Genomic DNA, 17632 nt, shown 5'->3' on the forward strand with positions numbered 1-17632 from the left:
TATGGCTTTAGCTGCCTGCAAAAAACAATAATATCAACCCCATTGCCAAGCCATGTAGTCCCATAGCCCAATTTGTGAGAGACAAATCCAAGTTGGGCTGTTTCTGATAAACAAGCCAAAGATACAGTGAACAAATAAAAAAGAATAAGCAATACACAGCAAAAGCCAATAAGGTTAGCCCTAGCATGATATTCCGGCTTAAATCGCCCCAGCCTCCTGCATAAACCGTCGTGTAGCTATAAATGAGCAGCACAAGCATCAACAGCAGACCGACAAAAAAAGCCATATAAGGTACTTTGCCTATTCTCTTTTTTTTATCTTGTTCTTGCATGCCATTGTTTTTCCTTATTATTGAGTAAGCTGGAATCACTCACCCTTACTTTACCAATAATTCTCCACGGCAATATTGCCTTCACCACGGCGGTTCATAATCAGACCCCGTTGCTTCAAGGCTTCCTTGGTATCTTCCACCATCTGCGGATTACCACATAACATCACATGACTACTCTCCCGGTTAAAAGAGAGTCCTGCTGCTTTTTCCAGTTCACCATTGCCAATCAAAACTGGTAAGCGATCATGTAAGGCTGCATTCGGATCACGGGTAATAATCGGAATAAACTTAAAGCCGGTATGCCCTTCGCCAAAGAGTGCTGCAATCTCCTGAATACGCTCGACATAAGCCAACTCAGATTCAGTACGAACGCTGTAAACCAGATTGATTTGCTGATATTTATTCCATGTTTCAAAATCTTGCAACATGGATAAGAATGGCGCCAGACCCGTCCCGGTCCCCAACAACCATAAATCCTGTGGCAAAGGTTGCTGATAACGAGCAAGGGTTAAATAACCATAGGAGATCTTTTCCAGATACAGCTCATCACCCACTTTCAGATGTTGCAGATTAGAGGTAAATGCGCCATCGGGTACCACAATCGAAAAGAATTCTAGCGTTTCATCAAAGGGTGAAGACACCACAGAATAAGCACGGACCACCAGTTCGCCATCCACCATTAAACCGATTCGGGCAAACTGCCCTGCAGTAAATTTAAAATGGGCTGGACGGGTCATGGTAAAACTAAACAGATTGTCAGTCCAACCCTGTACAGATAAAACCTTTTCTACGCTAAATTTTTCAATTGACATGATTTGAACGTGGCACGAAACAGTAGGCTCATGTTAGCATGATCGAATAAATGATGGATACTCAAAACATTAAGGCTATTTAACATGCGCATGACTTTACGCCAGTTGGCTGTTTTTGTGGCGGTCGCTCAAGAGGGAACTGTAACCAAAGCGAGTGATGCTGTTCGTCTCACACAAAGTGCGGCAAGTATGGCCTTAGCAGATTTAGAAGATGGTCTGGGTGCACCACTGTTTGACCGCCTCGGGAAACGCCTACAACTCAATGATTTAGGCCGTTTTCTACTTCCTCAAGCCCTTGAAATTTTAGGTCGTTGCGACGCTTTTGAGCAGGCAGCCAAAGGTGAGTTGCAAAGTATTGATTTACGTCTCGGGGCGACACTCACCATCAGTGATTATTTAATGCCTGACTTAATGGCTGACTTCTTACAGCGTCATCCACAAGCACATTTGCAATTGCAAGTGGGTAATACCCGTCAAATGATCGAAGCGGTGAATCAGTTCCAGCTTGATCTGGCCTTAATTGAAGGTTCCTGCCATTTACCGCAACTGCAATGCATTCATTGGCGCAATGATGAACTGGCCGTGTGTTGTGCGCCGGAGCATCCGTTGGCACAACTCAACCGCCCGATTACCCCGGCAGATTTTCATGAAGTGGAATGGATCTTGCGTGAAGAAGGTTCGGGCACACGTGAAGTCTTTGATAATGCCATTTTACAAGATTTACCCGATGCCAATATCCGTTTAACCCTGGGCCATAACGAAGCAATTTTAAAAATCGTCGCCGGTGGTTTAGGCATGTCCTGTATCTCCAAACTGGCAATTGAACCGCTTCAGGAAAAAGGTCAGTTGGTGATTCTGGATACCCCTTATTGGGAATTAACCCGTCCGCTGTATATGCTGGTACATCGTCAGAAATATCAGGGTCCCGGTTTAAAAGCCTTTTTGCAATTCTGCGAAGCTCAGGTTTAACTTTTAAAATAAAAAATGCTTCCAGTTGGAAGCATTTTTTATACCGTTCAATTTAGAAATCGAAGCTCACCCCGAGTTTATAAGTACGGCCTGCGCCAACTGTCGTAAAGCCACTGGTAAACACACCATCCCAATATTTCTTATCAGCGACATTATCTACATTGGCACGGAACGTTGTATTTACTCCACCCAGTTTAGTTGCGTACTTCGCACCTAAATCAACCAAGGTATAATCAGGTAATTTTAAATTATTGTTCGCAGTTAAATATTGGTCATCCACATAAGTCACAAATGCGTTCATGCTTAAACCTTCCACATAGGGCAAGGTGTAATCTACACCAACGCCTGCGGTAATCTCTGGTGTACCCTCAATGGTATTGCCAGATATATCGACTCCGCCCGTTAAAAGTCCTTTCTTATATTCAGTATCAATATAAGCCAGATTACCGTAAACGATTAAGTCTTCCGTCACTTTACCAGAGAAACCGTACTCAACACCTTTTGATTCAGTCTTCGCACCATCCGTTGTGATTTGCTTAATATTGGCATTGTTCGGATCACGATAGCCTGTATCCGTCATCGTGCTCGGTTTTTTAATTTGATACAGCGCTAAAGTATGTAACCAACGGTCCCCTTGATATTTCGCACCAATTTCATATTGCTTACTTTCAAATGGAGCAAATGTTTTATTGTAATTTGCATCTGCCTCATTAGATACTGTTGCACCTCGAACCAGACCTTCCACATAACTCGCATAGAATGAAGTTTCTTCACCAAAAGGTTTCACGACAATAGCGGCACTTGGAGATAACTTATCATCTTTCAATTTGGTATTGGTGGTGAGCGCTTTTAAATTCATATCTTGATAACGTACACCTAAAATAAACTGTAATTTGTCATCTAGCATGGAAATCTGGTCACTCAGACTATAGCTGACATAAACATCATCTGCTGTCGGAACAATTTCTGGCCATGTATCAGGCATATGCCCTTCGCTACTTGGATTATAGATATTGGTCGGGAAATAAACTTCTTTTGCGCCACGACCTTTATGCTGGCTATATTTACGTTTCAGGTAATCAGTGCGAAATGCCAGCGTATGAGAAATATCACCGGTAAAAATCTGACCTTCCAAACCTGCATTAAAGGTGGTGTTATGTTCTTTTGAGCCTACACGATAATATTGTGCCAGTGCATCACCATTCGCGCCAACTAATGGACTGGTATTGCCCATACCCTGATGATTCATAGGATAGTCACCTACAATCATACGGGTACCAAATAAATGCCCACGGTATTCACGCTCATTGAATCCAGCGCCAGCAAATACTTTTAAATTCGGTAGTAGCTTATATTCTCCTGATAAGCCCACATAATTAGCACTTTGCATACCTTCTAAATGTGGGAAATAATTCAGTTTTCCATCTGGTGCGGGTAAAACACGCCCTAAAGTCGCAAAAGAGATCATTGCTGGTGAACCACCATCACGCTTATCTCTTACCGAATAAGCATCAAAGTTAATTTTGGCCTGATCGGTCGTATAGTCGAGTGCCAGTACCGCAGCCGTATTTTCATCTTCCAGCCCGTCAACAATATGTTCACCTTGTCCATAAGTCGCACTGACACGCGCACCAAATTTGTTGTCTTCACCAAAACGGCGAGATACATCAAAACCTGATTTGTAATAACCACCATCTTCGTACATCGCAGAGACTTGGGTCAGATCCCGATCCGCACGTTTGGTTGTTGCCATCACGACTCCACCAATACTCCCGCCTGGTGCCATGCCTGCGATTAACGCATTGGGACCTTTCAATACACTGGCAGAACTTAAAATATCAGTCGGTGTACGACCACTTGGTGACATACCATAAGCACCATTAATGTTGGCATCTTCCCATGTCACCGCAAAGCCGCGAATCATAAAGTTTTCGTTTAAATGCCCACTGTTAGTGGTGGTACGAATACTTGGATCATTTTTAAGAATACCTGCGATCGAATCCGCCTGCTTATCCTTGATTGCCTGCTCGGTATAGGACTGGATACTGAATGGTGTATCCAATACAGCTTTCTCACCAAGGATGCCTAAACTGGTATCTTTTTTAAGCTTACCTGTTGCATCTGTTGCTTGTGAATCAGCCTTCACGACAATAGTGGGTAAAACCGTATTGTCTTCAGCAACGGCAAACATCGGTAATGCAATGAGAGATAAAAATAATAAATTCTTTTTCATGTAATCAGTCCCCGATAAAAATTTGATCACATTATATAAGATAAATTAACAAATGATAATAAAAATCATTAACAACATCATAACTATTTCATATTTTAATATTACAGGCCAAATAAAAAAGAGGCGCTAAAGCCTCTTTTCTCATCATATTTAAATGGATAATTGAACAAAGAAATAATAAATAAAGCGCAGTTAACGGCGGAAGTTTGACAATAATGCCGATGTAATCGAATTATTGTGCTCAGCAATTTTGGTCTTCTTGGTTTTGGCAGGATTCGGATCAAGACGTTCAATCTTGGTCGCTTTGTACTTCCCGTCATTTTCAACCACGATAAATTTTACTTTTTCATTTCTTTTCGGCTCAGCATCCGCTGGATATTCAGAAATATGAAAAAATACATCCCCTTCAGAAGTCCCAATAAAACCAAAGCCTTTGTCTGGATTATATTGTTTAATTTTGCCTTGATAGAATTCTTGCTTCATGACATTTATCCTATTTTCTCAATGCGATGATGACAGTATATAAAAATAAAAAAGAGACTTTCAATCGATCCCCAAAACAGCTTCAGGATGAGATCAAGTCTCTTTTTATGAATGTGTCAAAAATTAGTCTTTTTGAACACTACCAAAGATTTTATCGCCTGCATCACCCAGACCAGGAACGATATAACCTTCTTCATTTAAACCTTGGTCAATCGATGCGGTATAAATGCGAACATCCGGATGTGCCGCTTCAACTTTAGCTACGCCCTCTGGTGCAGCCACCAGCACCATAACACGAATATCTTTACAGCCACTGGCTTTCAATACATCAATCGCAGCGATGAGTGAATTACCCGTCGCCAGCATTGGATCAATAATCATGGCTAGGCGATTGGCAACATCTGGTACTAACTTTTTATAGTAAGTACGAACTTCCAACGTTGCTTCATCACGCTCTAAACCCAAAACACTCACTTTGGCACTTGGGATCAGGCTCAATACGCCTTCCAGCATCCCAATACCCGCACGCAAGATCGGTACAATGGTGATTTTCTTCCCTGCGATACGCTGAGTTGAGACTTTCCCTGCCCACCCATCAATTTCATGCTCAACAACAGGAAGATCCTTTGTTGCTTCATAAGTCAGTAACATCGTGACTTCTTGCGCTAATTCACGAAAGTTCTTGGTACTGATGTCAGAACGACGTAGTAAACCAAGTTTATGGCGAATTAGCGGATGACGAATTTCTTGAATCGACACGAGTGAGTACCTAGGTAATGTTAATCTTTGTCTATTATAAAGCGTTTTTTTACTCGGCAATAAAAAAGCCCCCAATTTTGGAGGCTTTTTTGTACAAATCAGACGATTACTGTTGTTGAGACAACATAAAGTGCAATGGAGACAATATCTCAGCCTTCAAAGCCAGATTAATCATCGGATCTGGGTAGACACCCATCACGAACACCAGTAATGCAGCAGCAAGCACCATCAAGCCACCCACTTTAGTTCCCCAGTGTGCATCGGCATCAATACGTGGTACATCTGGTGGTGTCATGTACATCACCACCATCACACGTAAGTAGTAATACAAACCGATACCACTGCCTACCACGATCATGGCAGCCAGGAACCAGTGCTGAGTGGTGACCGCAGCCATGACGACAAGGAACTTACCAATAAAGCCTGCAGTTAATGGAATACCCGCTAAAGACAGCATCATTACCGTTAATGTTGCGGTCAAGATCGGACGGCGCCAGAATAAACCACGGTAGTCGGCAAGACTTTGTGCTTCATCCACGTTGTTGTACGGGCTCGACATTAATGCAACTGCACCGAACGCACCGATAGTGGTGAGTACATAGGTAATCACGTAAACCGTTACGCTACCGAGGCTTGCATAAGTCATGCTGATCAAAGCAATCAACAAATAACCAAAGTGTGCAATGGATGAATAACCGAGGATACGCTTCAAGTTGACTTGACGTACTGCAAGTAAGTTACCCACCACAATCGACAAGACTGCAATGATGGTAATCACTGTCACAATCGACTCAATCAGGATCGCGCCCGAAGTGAGTAAGTAACGCACAAACAAACCGATCGTTGCCACTTTCGCAGCCGTAGCCAAAAAGGTAGCCATTGGCGCTGGTGCACCGGCATACACATCTGGCGTCCATTTATGGAATGGCGCAAGTGAAAGTTTGAATGCCACAGCAAAGATAATTAAGCCTAAGCCCAATAACACCATGGGTTGTTTGATGGCAGTAAACAATGCCTGAACAGAGTCATAGAATGACAATGAACCGGTATATGCATAGATATACGCCATACCCATCAACAACATTGCAGACGCAGTCGCTGAAAGTACCAGGTATTTAATCCCCGCTTCCAAAGACTGGCTACGTTGATAGGTATATGCCAACATGCCGTACACAGGAATCGACATCAACTCCAAGCTGATGAAGAATGCTGCATAGTGCGAACTTGCCACCAATAACATTGCACCTGCTACTGAAGACAGCAGCAAGATGTAAAGTTCTTCGCGGTTTTCCTTATAAGTCTCGATATACGCATGAGACAAAGTACAGCACGCCAAGGCAGCAATCAGAATCAGGAATTGATAGAGCATGGTAAATGGATCAACCATAAACATGCCCATCACGTTGACTGGGGCAAAGTGCCCAGTAAACATGGTGTATGCAATAAAGATTGCAGCAAGGTTTAAACCGACAACCGAAGTGGTCGCAATGAGGTTGTGATTACGCTTAATCGCAGTCAACAACATCACGACGATTGCGGTCAGTGCCACAATCATCACGGGAGCTAAAGGCATCAGCTCAGAAAAAGAAATTGTGAAGTTCATGGTTTATTGCATCTCCACATGTTCAAGTTGAGTTGCAGCCTGTTGAACAGTTTCAACAACTTCTTGTACTGGCATATAACTATTTACTAACCACTGCATGCTTGAATGTGACATATCCAGGAATGTTTGCGGGTAAATACCTAACCAAACCAGACCGATCACACAGATCATCAAAATGCTAACTTCACGCACTGATAAATCTTTCAGAGGAGTTTTGTAGTGTTGCTTTTGCTCTGGGTTTGGCTCACCAAACAATGCTTTGTGAATCAGGATCAGACCGTAAAGACCAGCAAATACCAGACTCACTGCTGCAATGATGGTGAAAGCTGGATAAGCTTTGAATGAACCCATCAAGATCAGAAATTCACCAATAAAGTTACCTAGACCTGGTACACCAACCAATGCTGCTACAAAGAACATCAGGAAGAATGGCAAGTATTGCAGCTGACCACGCAGGCCACCCATTAAGCGTAAATCACGTGTGTGTAAACGCTCATACACCTGACCAGACATAATGAACAACGCAGCAGATGACAAGCCATGTGCCAACATCATGATCATGAGGCCCTGGAATGTCAGGATATTACCTGCATAGATTGCAAGTAAGATGAAACCCATGTGCGAAATAGACGTATACGCAAGTAAGCGCTTCATATCGGTTTGCTGGTAAGCAAGGAATGCGCCGTAGAAAATACCAATCAAGCCCAGAATAATAGCGATATCAGCGAATTGTGCTGACGCTGCCGGGAAGAATGGAATAACGAAACGAAGCAAACCGTAGGCAGCTGTCTTAATCAAGATACCCGCTAAATCCACAGAACCCGCTGTTGGTGCTTGCGCATGCGCATCAGGCAACCAGCCGTGTAATGGGAATACTGGTAATTTCACCGCAAAACCGATGAAGAAACACAGCATGAATGCATAAGCAACTTCAGGTGGTAAGTGGTTCGCAACCGCCAAGAGGTAGTTGTAATCGAAACCGATCATGCCTGTCATCATGTATCCATAGACCACGAGGCCCAAGATACCGATCAACATGATCAAACCAGCGATTTGGGTATAGAGGAAGAATTTGGTTGCAGCGTAAACACGTGAACGACCATTCGAACCTTTATGACCCCATAACGCGATCAGGAAGTAGATTGGTACCAGCATCATCTCCCAGAAGAAGAAGAACAGGAACAAGTCAATCGCCAGGAATACACCGATGACCCCACCTAAACTCCAAAGCAAGTTTAAATGGAAGAAACCAACATTCTTCTGAATCTCACCCCATGAACAGCCAACTGCAAGTACACCGAGTAATGCGGTTAACAACACCATAAGAAGAGATAAACCATCCACTGCCAAGTGAATGCTAATACCTAAAGTCTGAATCCATGGAAGATGGAATTCAGCTGCCCAAGTCGGGACTTTACCGCCCAACTCGTAGCTATATGTACCACTTTGCCAAAGTGCAATGCCCAAACCAAAAGTAATGAGCATACCAATTAAGGCAATCCAGCGCGGTAAGTGCTGGTCGAATTTATCAACCAACCAGCAAATAAAACCAGCAATGAAAGGAACTAAAATCAGTGCGGGTAAAATTAAATTGTTTTCCATTTTATTTCCCCACAACCTGAATCACGATCAAGATCATCAATAACACCACTACACCGAGTGACATGCTTGATGCGTATTCACGTAATGAACCTGTTTGACGCGAACTTGTAAAGCTATTACCGCCCTTCACAATGGCAGGGAGCACTAACCATAAACCGTCAACCGGATCACGACCTAAAATTTTCGCAATCAATAAATAAGGTTTTACAAAGACGATGTCATACAAGGCATCGAAACCGAATGCAGTACGGCAGATATGCGCTAAACCTGAACCCAAAGAACTTTGAGCAAATGATTTAACTGCACCATACGCAAAGGCAAACAAGAAGATACCCACAGCCAGACCCACAAGTGCAACACCACTTGCTAAGTGTTCGGCATGAGAAACAGCAGCTTCTAAGCTTTCAGGAATCACAAAACTTGGGATATTTGCAGCCGTCAATAACTTGGCAACGGGTGCTTGCAAGAAGTAACCAATACCTGTTGACAATGCAGCAAGAATCGCAAGCGGACCCCAGTAAGTGACACCATGAATGGCATGTGCATGGGTTTTCTCTTCGCCGAAGAAGACCACCCAGATTAAGCGGAATGTATAAATAGACGTTAAGAATGCGCCCGCAACACCTACCCAGTACAAGGTATTATAAAGTGGAAGGTTAGCAATGGTCGATTGAGCATATACCGCACCCAAGATCGCATCTTTAGAGAAGAAGCCCACGGTTACGATTGGAAGTGCTGCCAATGCGCCACCACCAATGACGAAACACCAGAATACGAATGGGATCTTGTGACGCAAGCCACCCATTTTGAAAATGTTCTGTTCGTGATGACATGCAAGAATCACTGCACCTGAAGAAAGGAACAATAATGCTTTAAAGAAGGCGTGAGCCAGCATGTGGAATAAACCTGCCTGGTACGCTTCAGCACCCACCGCCATAAACATATAACCGAGCTGACTCATGGTTGAGTAAGCCAGAATACGTTTGATATCGGTTTGAACCAATGCGGCAAAACCAGCCACAAGCAAAGTTACTGCACCCGTAATCGAGATGAACTGCATTACTTCTGGTGCCATTTCCATCACAGAGAACATACGGCAGCATAAGTACACACCTGCTGTTACCATGGTCGCAGCGTGGATCAATGCAGATACTGGTGTAGGACCCGCCATCGCATCGGCTAACCAGGTTTGCAATGGGATTTGCGCAGATTTACCTGCTGCACCCAAGAACAACATCAATGCGGTCCAGATCGACAATGATGAGCTTTGCGTCATTACGGTCGCTGCATTTTCAACAATATACTGTGTATTCAAAGTACCAAACTGTTGATAAAGCAAGAACAATGCAATCAGTAAGAAAACGTCACCCACACGTGTTACGGTGAATGCTTTGATTGCTGCCCAGCCATTTGCAGGATTTGAGTAGTAGAAACCAATCAACAGGTATGAACACAGACCTACGCCTTCCCAACCCAGGAATAATAACGCCAGGTTATCACCGAGTACCAACAACAACATGCTGGCAACGAACAGGTTGAAATAAGAGAAGAAACGCGCATAGCCTTCTTCACCACGCATATACCATGATGCGAAGATGTGAATCAGGAAACCAACACCTGTGATCATGCCAGTCATCAATAATGACAAGCCGTCTAAATGTAAGCTAATGCCTGGCTCAAAACCGCCAACACTGAACCAGGTCCATAAGTGCTGAACAAAAACGGTTTGACCGCTGCTGGTAAATGCAAGACCAGCAATTAAAGCAAATAACGCAGATAAACCAACTGAACCGACACCAATAATGGCAGCGACATTTTCAGAAAGTTTGTCACGCCCTGCCGCTAAAAGGATAAAACCAATGAGCGGGAATAAAACGGTTAAATATAATGTACTCATCCGCGCATCTCACTAGCAGCATCCACATCCAGATGATGGAAGCGATGATAAAACTGAAGGACGATCGCAAGACCGATACATGCCTCTGCTGCAGCAAGGGTCAGAATCAGGATGAACATGACCTGTCCATCTGGCTGTGCCCAAACACTACCTGCCAAAACGAATGCCAACGCAGCAGCATTCATCATGATTTCAAGGCTCATTAGCATAAATAATAGGTTGCGTCGCACCATCACACCGTAAAAACCCAGTGCAAAAAGGATGGTTGCAACGATCAAACCATGTTCTAAAGGGATGTGTCCCATTATTCTTTATCCTCTTCTGCACCTGGTTCACGTTTGCCTAAGTGGAATGCTGCAACCAATGCTGCAAGCAATAACATCGCGGCAACTTCTACCAATAATAGATAGTGAGTAAATAGGGCTTGACCGACTGCTTTCGGGCCAACAACTTCTGTACCCATTGGCGCAGAAATTGTGGTGTATTCACCGCCTAGCATCCACACAAGGATTAAGCCCAACAAGAAGCTCATCAGTGCAGGATAGGCCCAGGCATCTGAGGTCAACCATTTGCTTTCCTGTTCAATCGTATCCTGGCCAAGATTCAGCATCATGACAACGAAGACGAACAAGACCATGATGGCACCTGCATACACGATGATCTCAAGCGCACCAGCAAACGGCGCGCCTACGATCATGAAAATGCCTGCAACAGCAAGAAGAGAAACGATCAAACTTAATAATGCATGCACAGGATTGGTGTTGGTTACAACACGTACTGTCGAAACAATGGCCACGAGTGCCATCAAATAAAATGGCCACATCATGGTAATAAGCTCCGTACATCAACTGGTGCACTTTCTTTTTGTGCCTGACCTTTGTCTTTACCGCTCACAGCCATACCGGTAACACGGTAGAAGTTGTAGTCAGGATATTTACCCGGTCCAGAGATGAGTAAGTTTTCTTTCTCATAGACCAAGTCTTGACGTACATATTCACCGAGTTCGAAATCTGGTGTCATCTGAATGGCAGTCGTTGGGCATGCTTCTTCACACATACCGCAGAAAATGCAGCGTGAGAAGTTAATACGGAAAAATTCCGGATACCAACGTCCATCTTCTTTTTCCGCTTTCTGCAATGAAATACAGCCAACCGGGCAAGCAACCGCACAAAGGTTACATGCCACACAACGCTCTTCACCATCCGGGTCACGTGTTAACACGATACGACCACGATAGCGTGGAGGTGCAATTTGTTCACCTGGTACTTCTGGATATAAGATCGTGTCACGTTTACGTGTTACATGGCTGAACACCATCCACAACGAACGTACAATCGATCCGAAGCCAGCTAGAATTTTATACATTTTGTACTCCCTGCTGTCCTAGGCCTGATTCATCAGAATCACAGCACCAGTCACTAACAAGTTGACCAACGCCAATGGCAAACAAACTTTCCAACCAAAGTTCATCACTTGGTCATAACGCGGACGCATTAACGAACCACGTGCCAAGACAAACATCATTACAAAGAATGCTGTTTTGATAATGAACCAGAATAATGGTGGAACAAATGGAATTTCCAGGTTAAATGGTGCAAGCCATCCGCCGAAGAATAAAGTTACGATCAAGGCAGAGATCAAGACCACGTTGACGTATTCCGCAACGAAGAACATCCCCCACTTCATCCCACCGTATTCTACGTGGTAACCTTCGGCCAATTCTTGCTCAGCTTCCGGTTGGTCAAATGGATGACGATGCGTAACCGCAACACCCGCAACCACAAAGATCAGGAAGCCTAAGAATTGCGGAATGATGAACCACATATCACGTTGTGCTTCAACAATCTCACGCATGTTGAATGAGCCTGCAATCGCAACCACACCCATTAACGAGATACCCAAGAACACTTCATAAGAAATGGTTTGAGCAGCAGAACGCAGACCACCGAGTAATGAGTATTTGTTGTTAGATGCCCAACCACCAAATAGCACTGCATAAACTGCGATACCCGCCATTGCCATAAAGAACAACAGGCCGATACTCATGTCCGCAACGCCCAGTGTAGGACTTACTGGAATCACCATGAACGAAAGTACCGCAGTTGCCATCGCAACTGCTGGTGCTAAACGGAAAGTCAGCTTATCCGCAAACTTTGGTGTCCAGTCTTCTTTGAACATGATCTTGAGCATGTCGGCAACGATCTGGAACATACCACCCGGACCAACACGGTTTGGACCATAACGGTCTTGCCATAATGCCAAGAGACGACGCTCAATAAATGACATTAACGCAGCAACCAAAACCACCACCAGCAAGATCACAATGGCTTGAATCACTGAATAAGCGATTGGCCAGTTCTCAGCCCAAAGTGGCGTTTGACGTATAATTTCTTGATTCATGAATTACACTCCTACCGCCACAGACACTGGCTCTGCCAATGAAACTGTTGGTGCCAGACCAATTGGATAACCGATATAACCTGTTGGTAAATATTCAATCACTTGTACAGGTAAGCTGATGCTGGTCTCGCCCGCTTGCACGGTAATACGTTGACCATCCTGAACATTTAAACGGGTCGCATCTTGCTCGCCCACCGCAAACATCGCTTCAGGAATACGAGATTCCATTGCAGGTGTTTTAATGGTGAATTCGCCAGAACCAAAAATATGGTGCATTGGTACAAGACGGAAGCTTTCAGGATTCACAACAACTGCTGATGGCGCCACATAGCTACGTGCAGGACGTTTTGCTAAACGATCGAATAAACGCACACCCGAATCACCACCTTTTAAGTGACCGCCCACTTCATCCTGGTATTTGTTCCAAGCTTGTGGTGAGTTCCAGCCCGCAGACCATGCGAATGGGACCAGTGACGATGCAGTCTGATTCCCCACATAACCTTCCATTGAGAAGGTTAATGCCGAATCAGGATCAGTCGGTTGTTTCGGTTCGTGAACCGATAATGGCGCACGCATTGCAGTACGGCCAGAATAACGACGTGGTTCACGTGCAATTTTCAAACCGTGAATACGATAGCCTGCATCCGGTGCAACATCTTGAATCGCTTCAAGCACAGGAACATTCTTCACGATGTCATCAATCACATCATCAAGAAGTGTCCAGTCTACCGCTTTGCCTTTAAGACCAGTCTCAATGGCATGTAACCAGCGCCAAGATTCTTTGATCGCATATTCAGGCTTGTAGTAGCTTGGGTCATACACTTGATAGAAACGTTGTGCACGGCCTTCTTGACTCACGACAGTACCATCACCCTCAGCAAAGCTTGCTGCTGAAAGTACGATATCTGCAAGTTTCAAGGTTTCAGTTTCGCTATGATCGAGTACGATCACAGTTTCAGCCTTGTCAAATGCAGCTTTCACTTGCGCTACAGGTAAACGACGAGTCAAGTCATTTTCAATCACAACCACTGCATCATAATCTTGTGCAAATGCTTGCTCCAAGCTTAATCCGCCAAACAGTGCCAAGCCCATTGAGTTCACTTCAGGAACGGTCAATGACAAGCCTGCATGTTCACCAAGGTTTTGTGCAACTTGAGCTGCAGCTTCCATGATGGCAGGATCTTGTAAGCTGGTACCCGAGATAATCAATGGCTTTTTCGCTGCTTTCAAGGTATCCGCAATGGTTTGCGCAAATGCTTTGGCATCATCTGCCAAACCAGAAAGCGCTTCGCCTTTAACAGCAGCAGCAACCGCGAAACCTAAACGTGCGATGTCATTTGGAGATGCAACCACTTCACCTGTTGCCACATCCGCTAAACGGGTTTGTGTTGCAGCAAGGATATAGATTGGTGATTTCGCATCTTGACCGATACGTTGAACAGGTTCAGCTAACCAGTCTGGGGTACGTGTTGCAGCAGCCATTTCTTTGGCTTTGTTTTTCGCAGCTTGACGAACCGATAAAGCCATACGTGGCGCAGTTTGGGTTAAGTCTTCACCCAGAATCAACACGGCATCATAGCTTTCAATTTCACGCATGTTCGGGTTATAGATCCCCTGTGTTTGCATGATTGATGCTGCTAACTCCACCAGATTCTGGTCTTTTTGCGACATACCGGTTGAATAGTTATCTTGTCCAACCAATTCACGCAGTGCATAGTTTGATTCCAGGCTTGCGCGTGGTGAACCAATACCTAACACTTTCTTGCCTTGCAATTGGGCAATTACCTGATCCAGTGCCTGATCCACACTCACAGTTGCAACCGTTTCAGCATTACGGAATTGCGGTTGACGTGGACGGTCTGCACGGTTCACATAGCCCACACCGAAACGGCCTTTATCGCAAAGGAAGTATTGGTTAACTGAGCCGTTGAAACGGTTTTCAACACGACGGATTTCGCCATAACGCTCACCCGGAGAGATGTTACAACCTGAAGAACAGCCATGACATACGCTTGGCGCATACTGCATATCCCATTTACGGTTGTAGCGTGCTGAGTGGGTTTTATCGGTGAACACACCGGTTGGACACACTTCAGTCAGGTTACCCGAGAATTCAGATTCTAAAGTGCCTGATTCTGGACGACCGAAATACACACGTGAAGCGTTGGCATAAACACCAAAGTCAGTACCGCCAGCATAGTCTTTGTAGTAACGCACACAACGGTAGCACGCGATACAACGGTTCATCTCATGCGCAATAAACGAACCTAACTCTTGGTTATAGTGGGTACGTTTGGTAAAGCGGTAGCGACGACGGTCGTGCTGGGTCATCACCGTCATATCTTGTAAATGACAGTGTCCACCCTCTTCACAGACTGGACAGTCGTGCGGGTGATTGGTCATCAAGAATTCAACGATCGACGCACGGAAATCCGTTGCTTCTTTGTCTTCAATCGAGATATAGGTATTGTCGGCAGCAGGTGTCATACATGACATCACCAAGCGTCCACGTGTGTCCTCAGGATTTGCATACTGAGTCACCGCACATTGACGACATGAACCAACAGAACCTAAGGATGGGTGCCAACAAAAATACGGGATGTCGATGCCAAGGCTGAGACATGCTTGTAGCAAGTTTTCTGAGCCGTTAACTTCATACGATTTTCCATCGACATGAATTGTAGCCATAGTCGAATTCCTTAAGCTTGTTCTACGTCTAGAGCTGGAGCATGGGTTTTAACCTTTGCTTCAAACTCGCTACGGAAATATTTAAGTGCGCCCATAAGCGGCTCCATCGCACCTGGTGCGTGAGCACAGAAAGTTTTACCGATCCACAATTTACGCGTCAGTTCTTGTAAATGGTCGATATCTTCTTTCTTACCTTCGCCTGTTTCCAGTGCTTTAAGCGCTTTCACTGCCCAAGGTAAACCATCACGGCATGGTGTACAGAAACCACATGATTCACGCGCAAAGAATTCTTCTAAATTACGTGTCGCAGAGACCATACATTGAGTTTCATCCACCACCATCAACAGACAGGTACCTAAACGTGAACCTGCTTTCATAATGCTTTCAGAATCCATTGGTAGATCAATGTGTTCAGCGGCCAGGAAGTCCGTTGATGCACCACCCGGTAACCAGGCTTTCAAGGTCAAACCGTCACGCATACCGCCCGCATGTTCTTCAATCACTTCACGCGCAGTGGTACCGAATGGCAGTTCCCAAAGACCCGGGAATTTGACTTTACCTGATGCACCATAAATCTTGGTGCCTGGATCTTTCGACTTACCTGCTGAAAGGTTGATATACCACTCAGGACCACGCAACATGATGGCTGGCAAGTTATTGTAGGTTTCAACGTTGTTGACAATCGTTGGACGGCCCCATGCTCCTGCAACTTGCGGGAATGGTGGCTTGGTACGCGGATTGGCACGACGGCCTTCAAGCGAGTTAATCAATGCAGTTTCTTCACCGCAAATATAACGACCTGCACCGGTATGAACGTGTAAATCAAAGTTCCAGCCAGTTCCGAGGATATTTTCACCTAGGTAACCTTTAGCACGGATTTGCTCTAATGCTTCATTTAAGTATTGAGCTGCTTCGATATATTCGCCACGGATGAAGATATAACCTTGAGTTGCCTCTAGGGTATAACCTGCAATCAGCATCCCTTCAATCAATTGATGTGGAAGTTTTTCCATCAACAAACGGTCTTTAAAGGTACCCGGTTCCATTTCATCGGCATTACAGATCAAATAACGTGGACCACCATCATTTGGCGCCATCAATGACCATTTAATCCCTGCCGGGAAACCTGCACCACCACGACCTTTAACCGTCGCAGCTTTAATCACTTCAAGTACATCTTTTGGTGGCATACCGAGTGCTTTTTTAAAGCCAGCATAGCCTTCTAGTGTTTCGTACTCGTCAGCATTACGTACTGCATCCTGTTTGCTCAAACGCCAGGTCAGCGGATGAGTTTCTGGATTACCGTCGCCATAAATTGGTTTTGGTTCAGTATTCATACATACTTCTCCAATAACTGTTTAACTGATGACACTTCCACTAAACCGTGAGTATCTTCATCAATCATTAAGGTTGGCCCTTTGTCGCAGTTGCCTAGACAGCAAATCGGGAGCAAGGTAAAACGACCATCTGCTGTGGTTTGTCCATACTGGATACCCAACTCGCGCTGGAACGCTTCTGCCAAAGTTTCCGCACCCATCAAGAAGCATGCAATCGAGTCACACAATAAAATCACGTGACGACCCACAGGTTGACGGTAGATACGGTTATAGAACGTTGCTACGCCTTCCAGATCCGCCACACTCATGCTGAGCAATTGTGCAATCGCATTCATTTGTGCGTCATCTACCCAGCCATTACGGCGCTGTACACACTTCAACGCATCCAGAGAGGCTGCACGTGGGTATGGGTAATGACCAATGTGATGTTCAATTTCATGGATTTCGTCCGCAGTCAAAATCCCTTCAACATTCACACGTGGTTTTTTATCAGTCAAAATCATCATAATCGTTTACCC

The 17632-nt window shown here is 44.7% G+C and carries 16 protein-coding genes; 1 reads left to right on the forward strand and 15 read right to left on the reverse strand.

The genetic code is table 11. The features are described from left to right. Positions 1–7: 7 nt before the first annotated feature. Together ACINWC323_RS09070 and ACINWC323_RS09065 are read right to left on the reverse strand one after the other, a co-directional pair. The gene (locus ACINWC323_RS09070; RefSeq protein WP_009512286.1) at positions 8–331 is read right to left on the reverse strand and encodes a hypothetical protein; all 324 of its coding nucleotides are present in this window, start codon (positions 329–331) and stop codon (positions 8–10) included. Between the two features lie 50 nt (positions 332–381). Next, on the reverse strand, positions 382–1143 hold the full coding sequence (locus ACINWC323_RS09065; protein ID WP_009512296.1) for a ferredoxin--NADP reductase: 762 nt from the start codon (positions 1141–1143) through the stop codon (positions 382–384). 84 nt (positions 1144–1227) lie between these two features. Between ACINWC323_RS09065 and gigC the strand changes: the two genes are divergently transcribed. Beyond that, entirely contained in the window at positions 1228–2112 is an 885-nt protein-coding gene (gene gigC / locus ACINWC323_RS09060) for a LysR family transcriptional regulator GigC (protein WP_005228933.1), read from the forward strand. 52 nt (positions 2113–2164) lie between these two features. Here the strand turns inward: gigC and ACINWC323_RS09055 are convergent, their stop codons facing one another. From ACINWC323_RS09055 to nuoE, 13 genes are all read right to left on the reverse strand, one after another. Then, positions 2165–4345, reverse strand: coding sequence for a TonB-dependent receptor (locus tag ACINWC323_RS09055; protein WP_009512417.1), 2181 nt, complete (start codon positions 4343–4345; stop codon positions 2165–2167). Positions 4346–4537: 192 nt separating this feature from the next. Next, positions 4538–4828 (reverse strand): cold shock domain-containing protein, encoded by a 291-nt coding sequence (locus ACINWC323_RS09050; RefSeq protein WP_005283667.1) that lies wholly within the window; start codon positions 4826–4828, stop codon positions 4538–4540. 123 nt (positions 4829–4951) lie between these two features. After that, positions 4952–5587 carry a uracil phosphoribosyltransferase gene (gene upp / locus ACINWC323_RS09045; protein WP_004770784.1) on the reverse strand — a complete coding sequence of 212 codons (636 nt, stop codon included), beginning with the start codon at positions 5585–5587 and terminating at the stop codon, positions 4952–4954. A gap of 106 nt (positions 5588–5693) precedes the next feature. Then, positions 5694–7190 carry an NADH-quinone oxidoreductase subunit NuoN gene (nuoN, locus tag ACINWC323_RS09040; protein WP_005228929.1) on the reverse strand — a complete coding sequence of 499 codons (1497 nt, stop codon included), beginning with the start codon at positions 7188–7190 and terminating at the stop codon, positions 5694–5696. A 3-nt stretch (positions 7191–7193) separates the two neighbouring features. Next, positions 7194–8792, reverse strand: a complete 1599-nt coding sequence (nuoM, locus tag ACINWC323_RS09035; protein WP_005228928.1) for an NADH-quinone oxidoreductase subunit M — start codon at positions 8790–8792, stop codon at positions 7194–7196. Between the two features lies 1 nt (position 8793). Continuing rightward, positions 8794–10689 carry an NADH-quinone oxidoreductase subunit L gene (gene nuoL, locus ACINWC323_RS09030; protein ID WP_005228927.1) on the reverse strand — a complete coding sequence of 632 codons (1896 nt, stop codon included), beginning with the start codon at positions 10687–10689 and terminating at the stop codon, positions 8794–8796. Next, complete coding sequence (gene nuoK / locus ACINWC323_RS09025; RefSeq protein ID WP_004770776.1) at positions 10686–10994, reverse strand: NADH-quinone oxidoreductase subunit NuoK; 309 nt, start codon at positions 10992–10994, stop codon at positions 10686–10688. The genes nuoL and nuoK overlap by 4 nt, the downstream gene beginning before the upstream one ends. Beyond that, positions 10994–11512: an NADH-quinone oxidoreductase subunit J gene (gene nuoJ / locus ACINWC323_RS09020; protein ID WP_171062196.1), complete on the reverse strand. Its 519-nt coding sequence runs from the start codon at positions 11510–11512 to the stop codon at positions 10994–10996. Before nuoJ ends, nuoK begins: the two co-directional genes overlap by 1 nt. After that, positions 11512–12054, reverse strand: a complete 543-nt coding sequence (nuoI, locus tag ACINWC323_RS09015; RefSeq protein ID WP_005228926.1) for an NADH-quinone oxidoreductase subunit NuoI — start codon at positions 12052–12054, stop codon at positions 11512–11514. The genes nuoJ and nuoI overlap by 1 nt, the downstream gene beginning before the upstream one ends. An 18-nt stretch (positions 12055–12072) precedes the next feature. Further along, positions 12073–13089: an NADH-quinone oxidoreductase subunit NuoH gene (nuoH, locus tag ACINWC323_RS09010; protein ID WP_004770773.1), complete on the reverse strand. Its 1017-nt coding sequence runs from the start codon at positions 13087–13089 to the stop codon at positions 12073–12075. A gap of 3 nt (positions 13090–13092) precedes the next feature. Beyond that, complete coding sequence (gene nuoG, locus ACINWC323_RS09005) at positions 13093–15777, reverse strand: NADH-quinone oxidoreductase subunit NuoG (protein WP_032868076.1); 2685 nt, start codon at positions 15775–15777, stop codon at positions 13093–13095. An 11-nt stretch (positions 15778–15788) separates the two neighbouring features. Next, positions 15789–17114 carry an NADH-quinone oxidoreductase subunit NuoF gene (gene nuoF / locus ACINWC323_RS09000; protein ID WP_005283655.1) on the reverse strand — a complete coding sequence of 442 codons (1326 nt, stop codon included), beginning with the start codon at positions 17112–17114 and terminating at the stop codon, positions 15789–15791. Continuing rightward, a complete protein-coding gene (gene nuoE / locus ACINWC323_RS08995; RefSeq protein WP_005283652.1) occupies positions 17111–17620 on the reverse strand; it encodes an NADH-quinone oxidoreductase subunit NuoE in 510 nt (169 codons plus the stop codon). Before nuoE ends, nuoF begins: the two co-directional genes overlap by 4 nt. Between the last annotated feature and the right edge of the window lie 12 nt (positions 17621–17632).

The organism is Acinetobacter sp. WC-323 (assembly GCF_000314615.1).
Classification (GTDB): Bacteria; Pseudomonadota; Gammaproteobacteria; order Pseudomonadales; family Moraxellaceae; genus Acinetobacter; species Acinetobacter courvalinii.

Bases quoted from the DNA above. Each gene is read 5' to 3' on its own strand.
- ACINWC323_RS09070 (WP_009512286.1), bottom strand. From the start codon at position 331: ATGCAAGAACAAGATAAAAAAAAGAGAATAGGCAAAGTACCTTATATG.
- ACINWC323_RS09065 (WP_009512296.1), bottom strand. From the start codon at position 1,143: ATGTCAATTGAAAAATTTAGCGTAGAAAAGGTTTTATCTGTACAGGGT.
- gigC (WP_005228933.1), top strand. From the start codon at position 1,228: ATGCGCATGACTTTACGCCAGTTGGCTGTTTTTGTGGCGGTCGCTCAA.
- ACINWC323_RS09055 (WP_009512417.1), bottom strand. From the start codon at position 4,345: ATGAAAAAGAATTTATTATTTTTATCTCTCATTGCATTACCGATGTTT.
- ACINWC323_RS09050 (WP_005283667.1), bottom strand. From the start codon at position 4,828: ATGAAGCAAGAATTCTATCAAGGCAAAATTAAACAATATAATCCAGAC.
- nuoN (WP_005228929.1), bottom strand. From the start codon at position 7,190: ATGAACTTCACAATTTCTTTTTCTGAGCTGATGCCTTTAGCTCCCGTG.
- nuoM (WP_005228928.1), bottom strand. From the start codon at position 8,792: ATGGAAAACAATTTAATTTTACCCGCACTGATTTTAGTTCCTTTCATT.
- nuoL (WP_005228927.1), bottom strand. From the start codon at position 10,689: ATGAGTACATTATATTTAACCGTTTTATTCCCGCTCATTGGTTTTATC.
- nuoK (WP_004770776.1), bottom strand. From the start codon at position 10,994: ATGGGACACATCCCTTTAGAACATGGTTTGATCGTTGCAACCATCCTT.
- nuoJ (WP_171062196.1), bottom strand. From the start codon at position 11,512: ATGTGGCCATTTTATTTGATGGCACTCGTGGCCATTGTTTCGACAGTA.
- nuoI (WP_005228926.1), bottom strand. From the start codon at position 12,054: ATGTATAAAATTCTAGCTGGCTTCGGATCGATTGTACGTTCGTTGTGG.
- nuoH (WP_004770773.1), bottom strand. From the start codon at position 13,089: ATGAATCAAGAAATTATACGTCAAACGCCACTTTGGGCTGAGAACTGG.
- nuoG (WP_032868076.1), bottom strand. From the start codon at position 15,777: ATGGCTACAATTCATGTCGATGGAAAATCGTATGAAGTTAACGGCTCA.
- nuoF (WP_005283655.1), bottom strand. From the start codon at position 17,114: ATGAATACTGAACCAAAACCAATTTATGGCGACGGTAATCCAGAAACT.
- nuoE (WP_005283652.1), bottom strand. From the start codon at position 17,620: ATGATGATTTTGACTGATAAAAAACCACGTGTGAATGTTGAAGGGATT.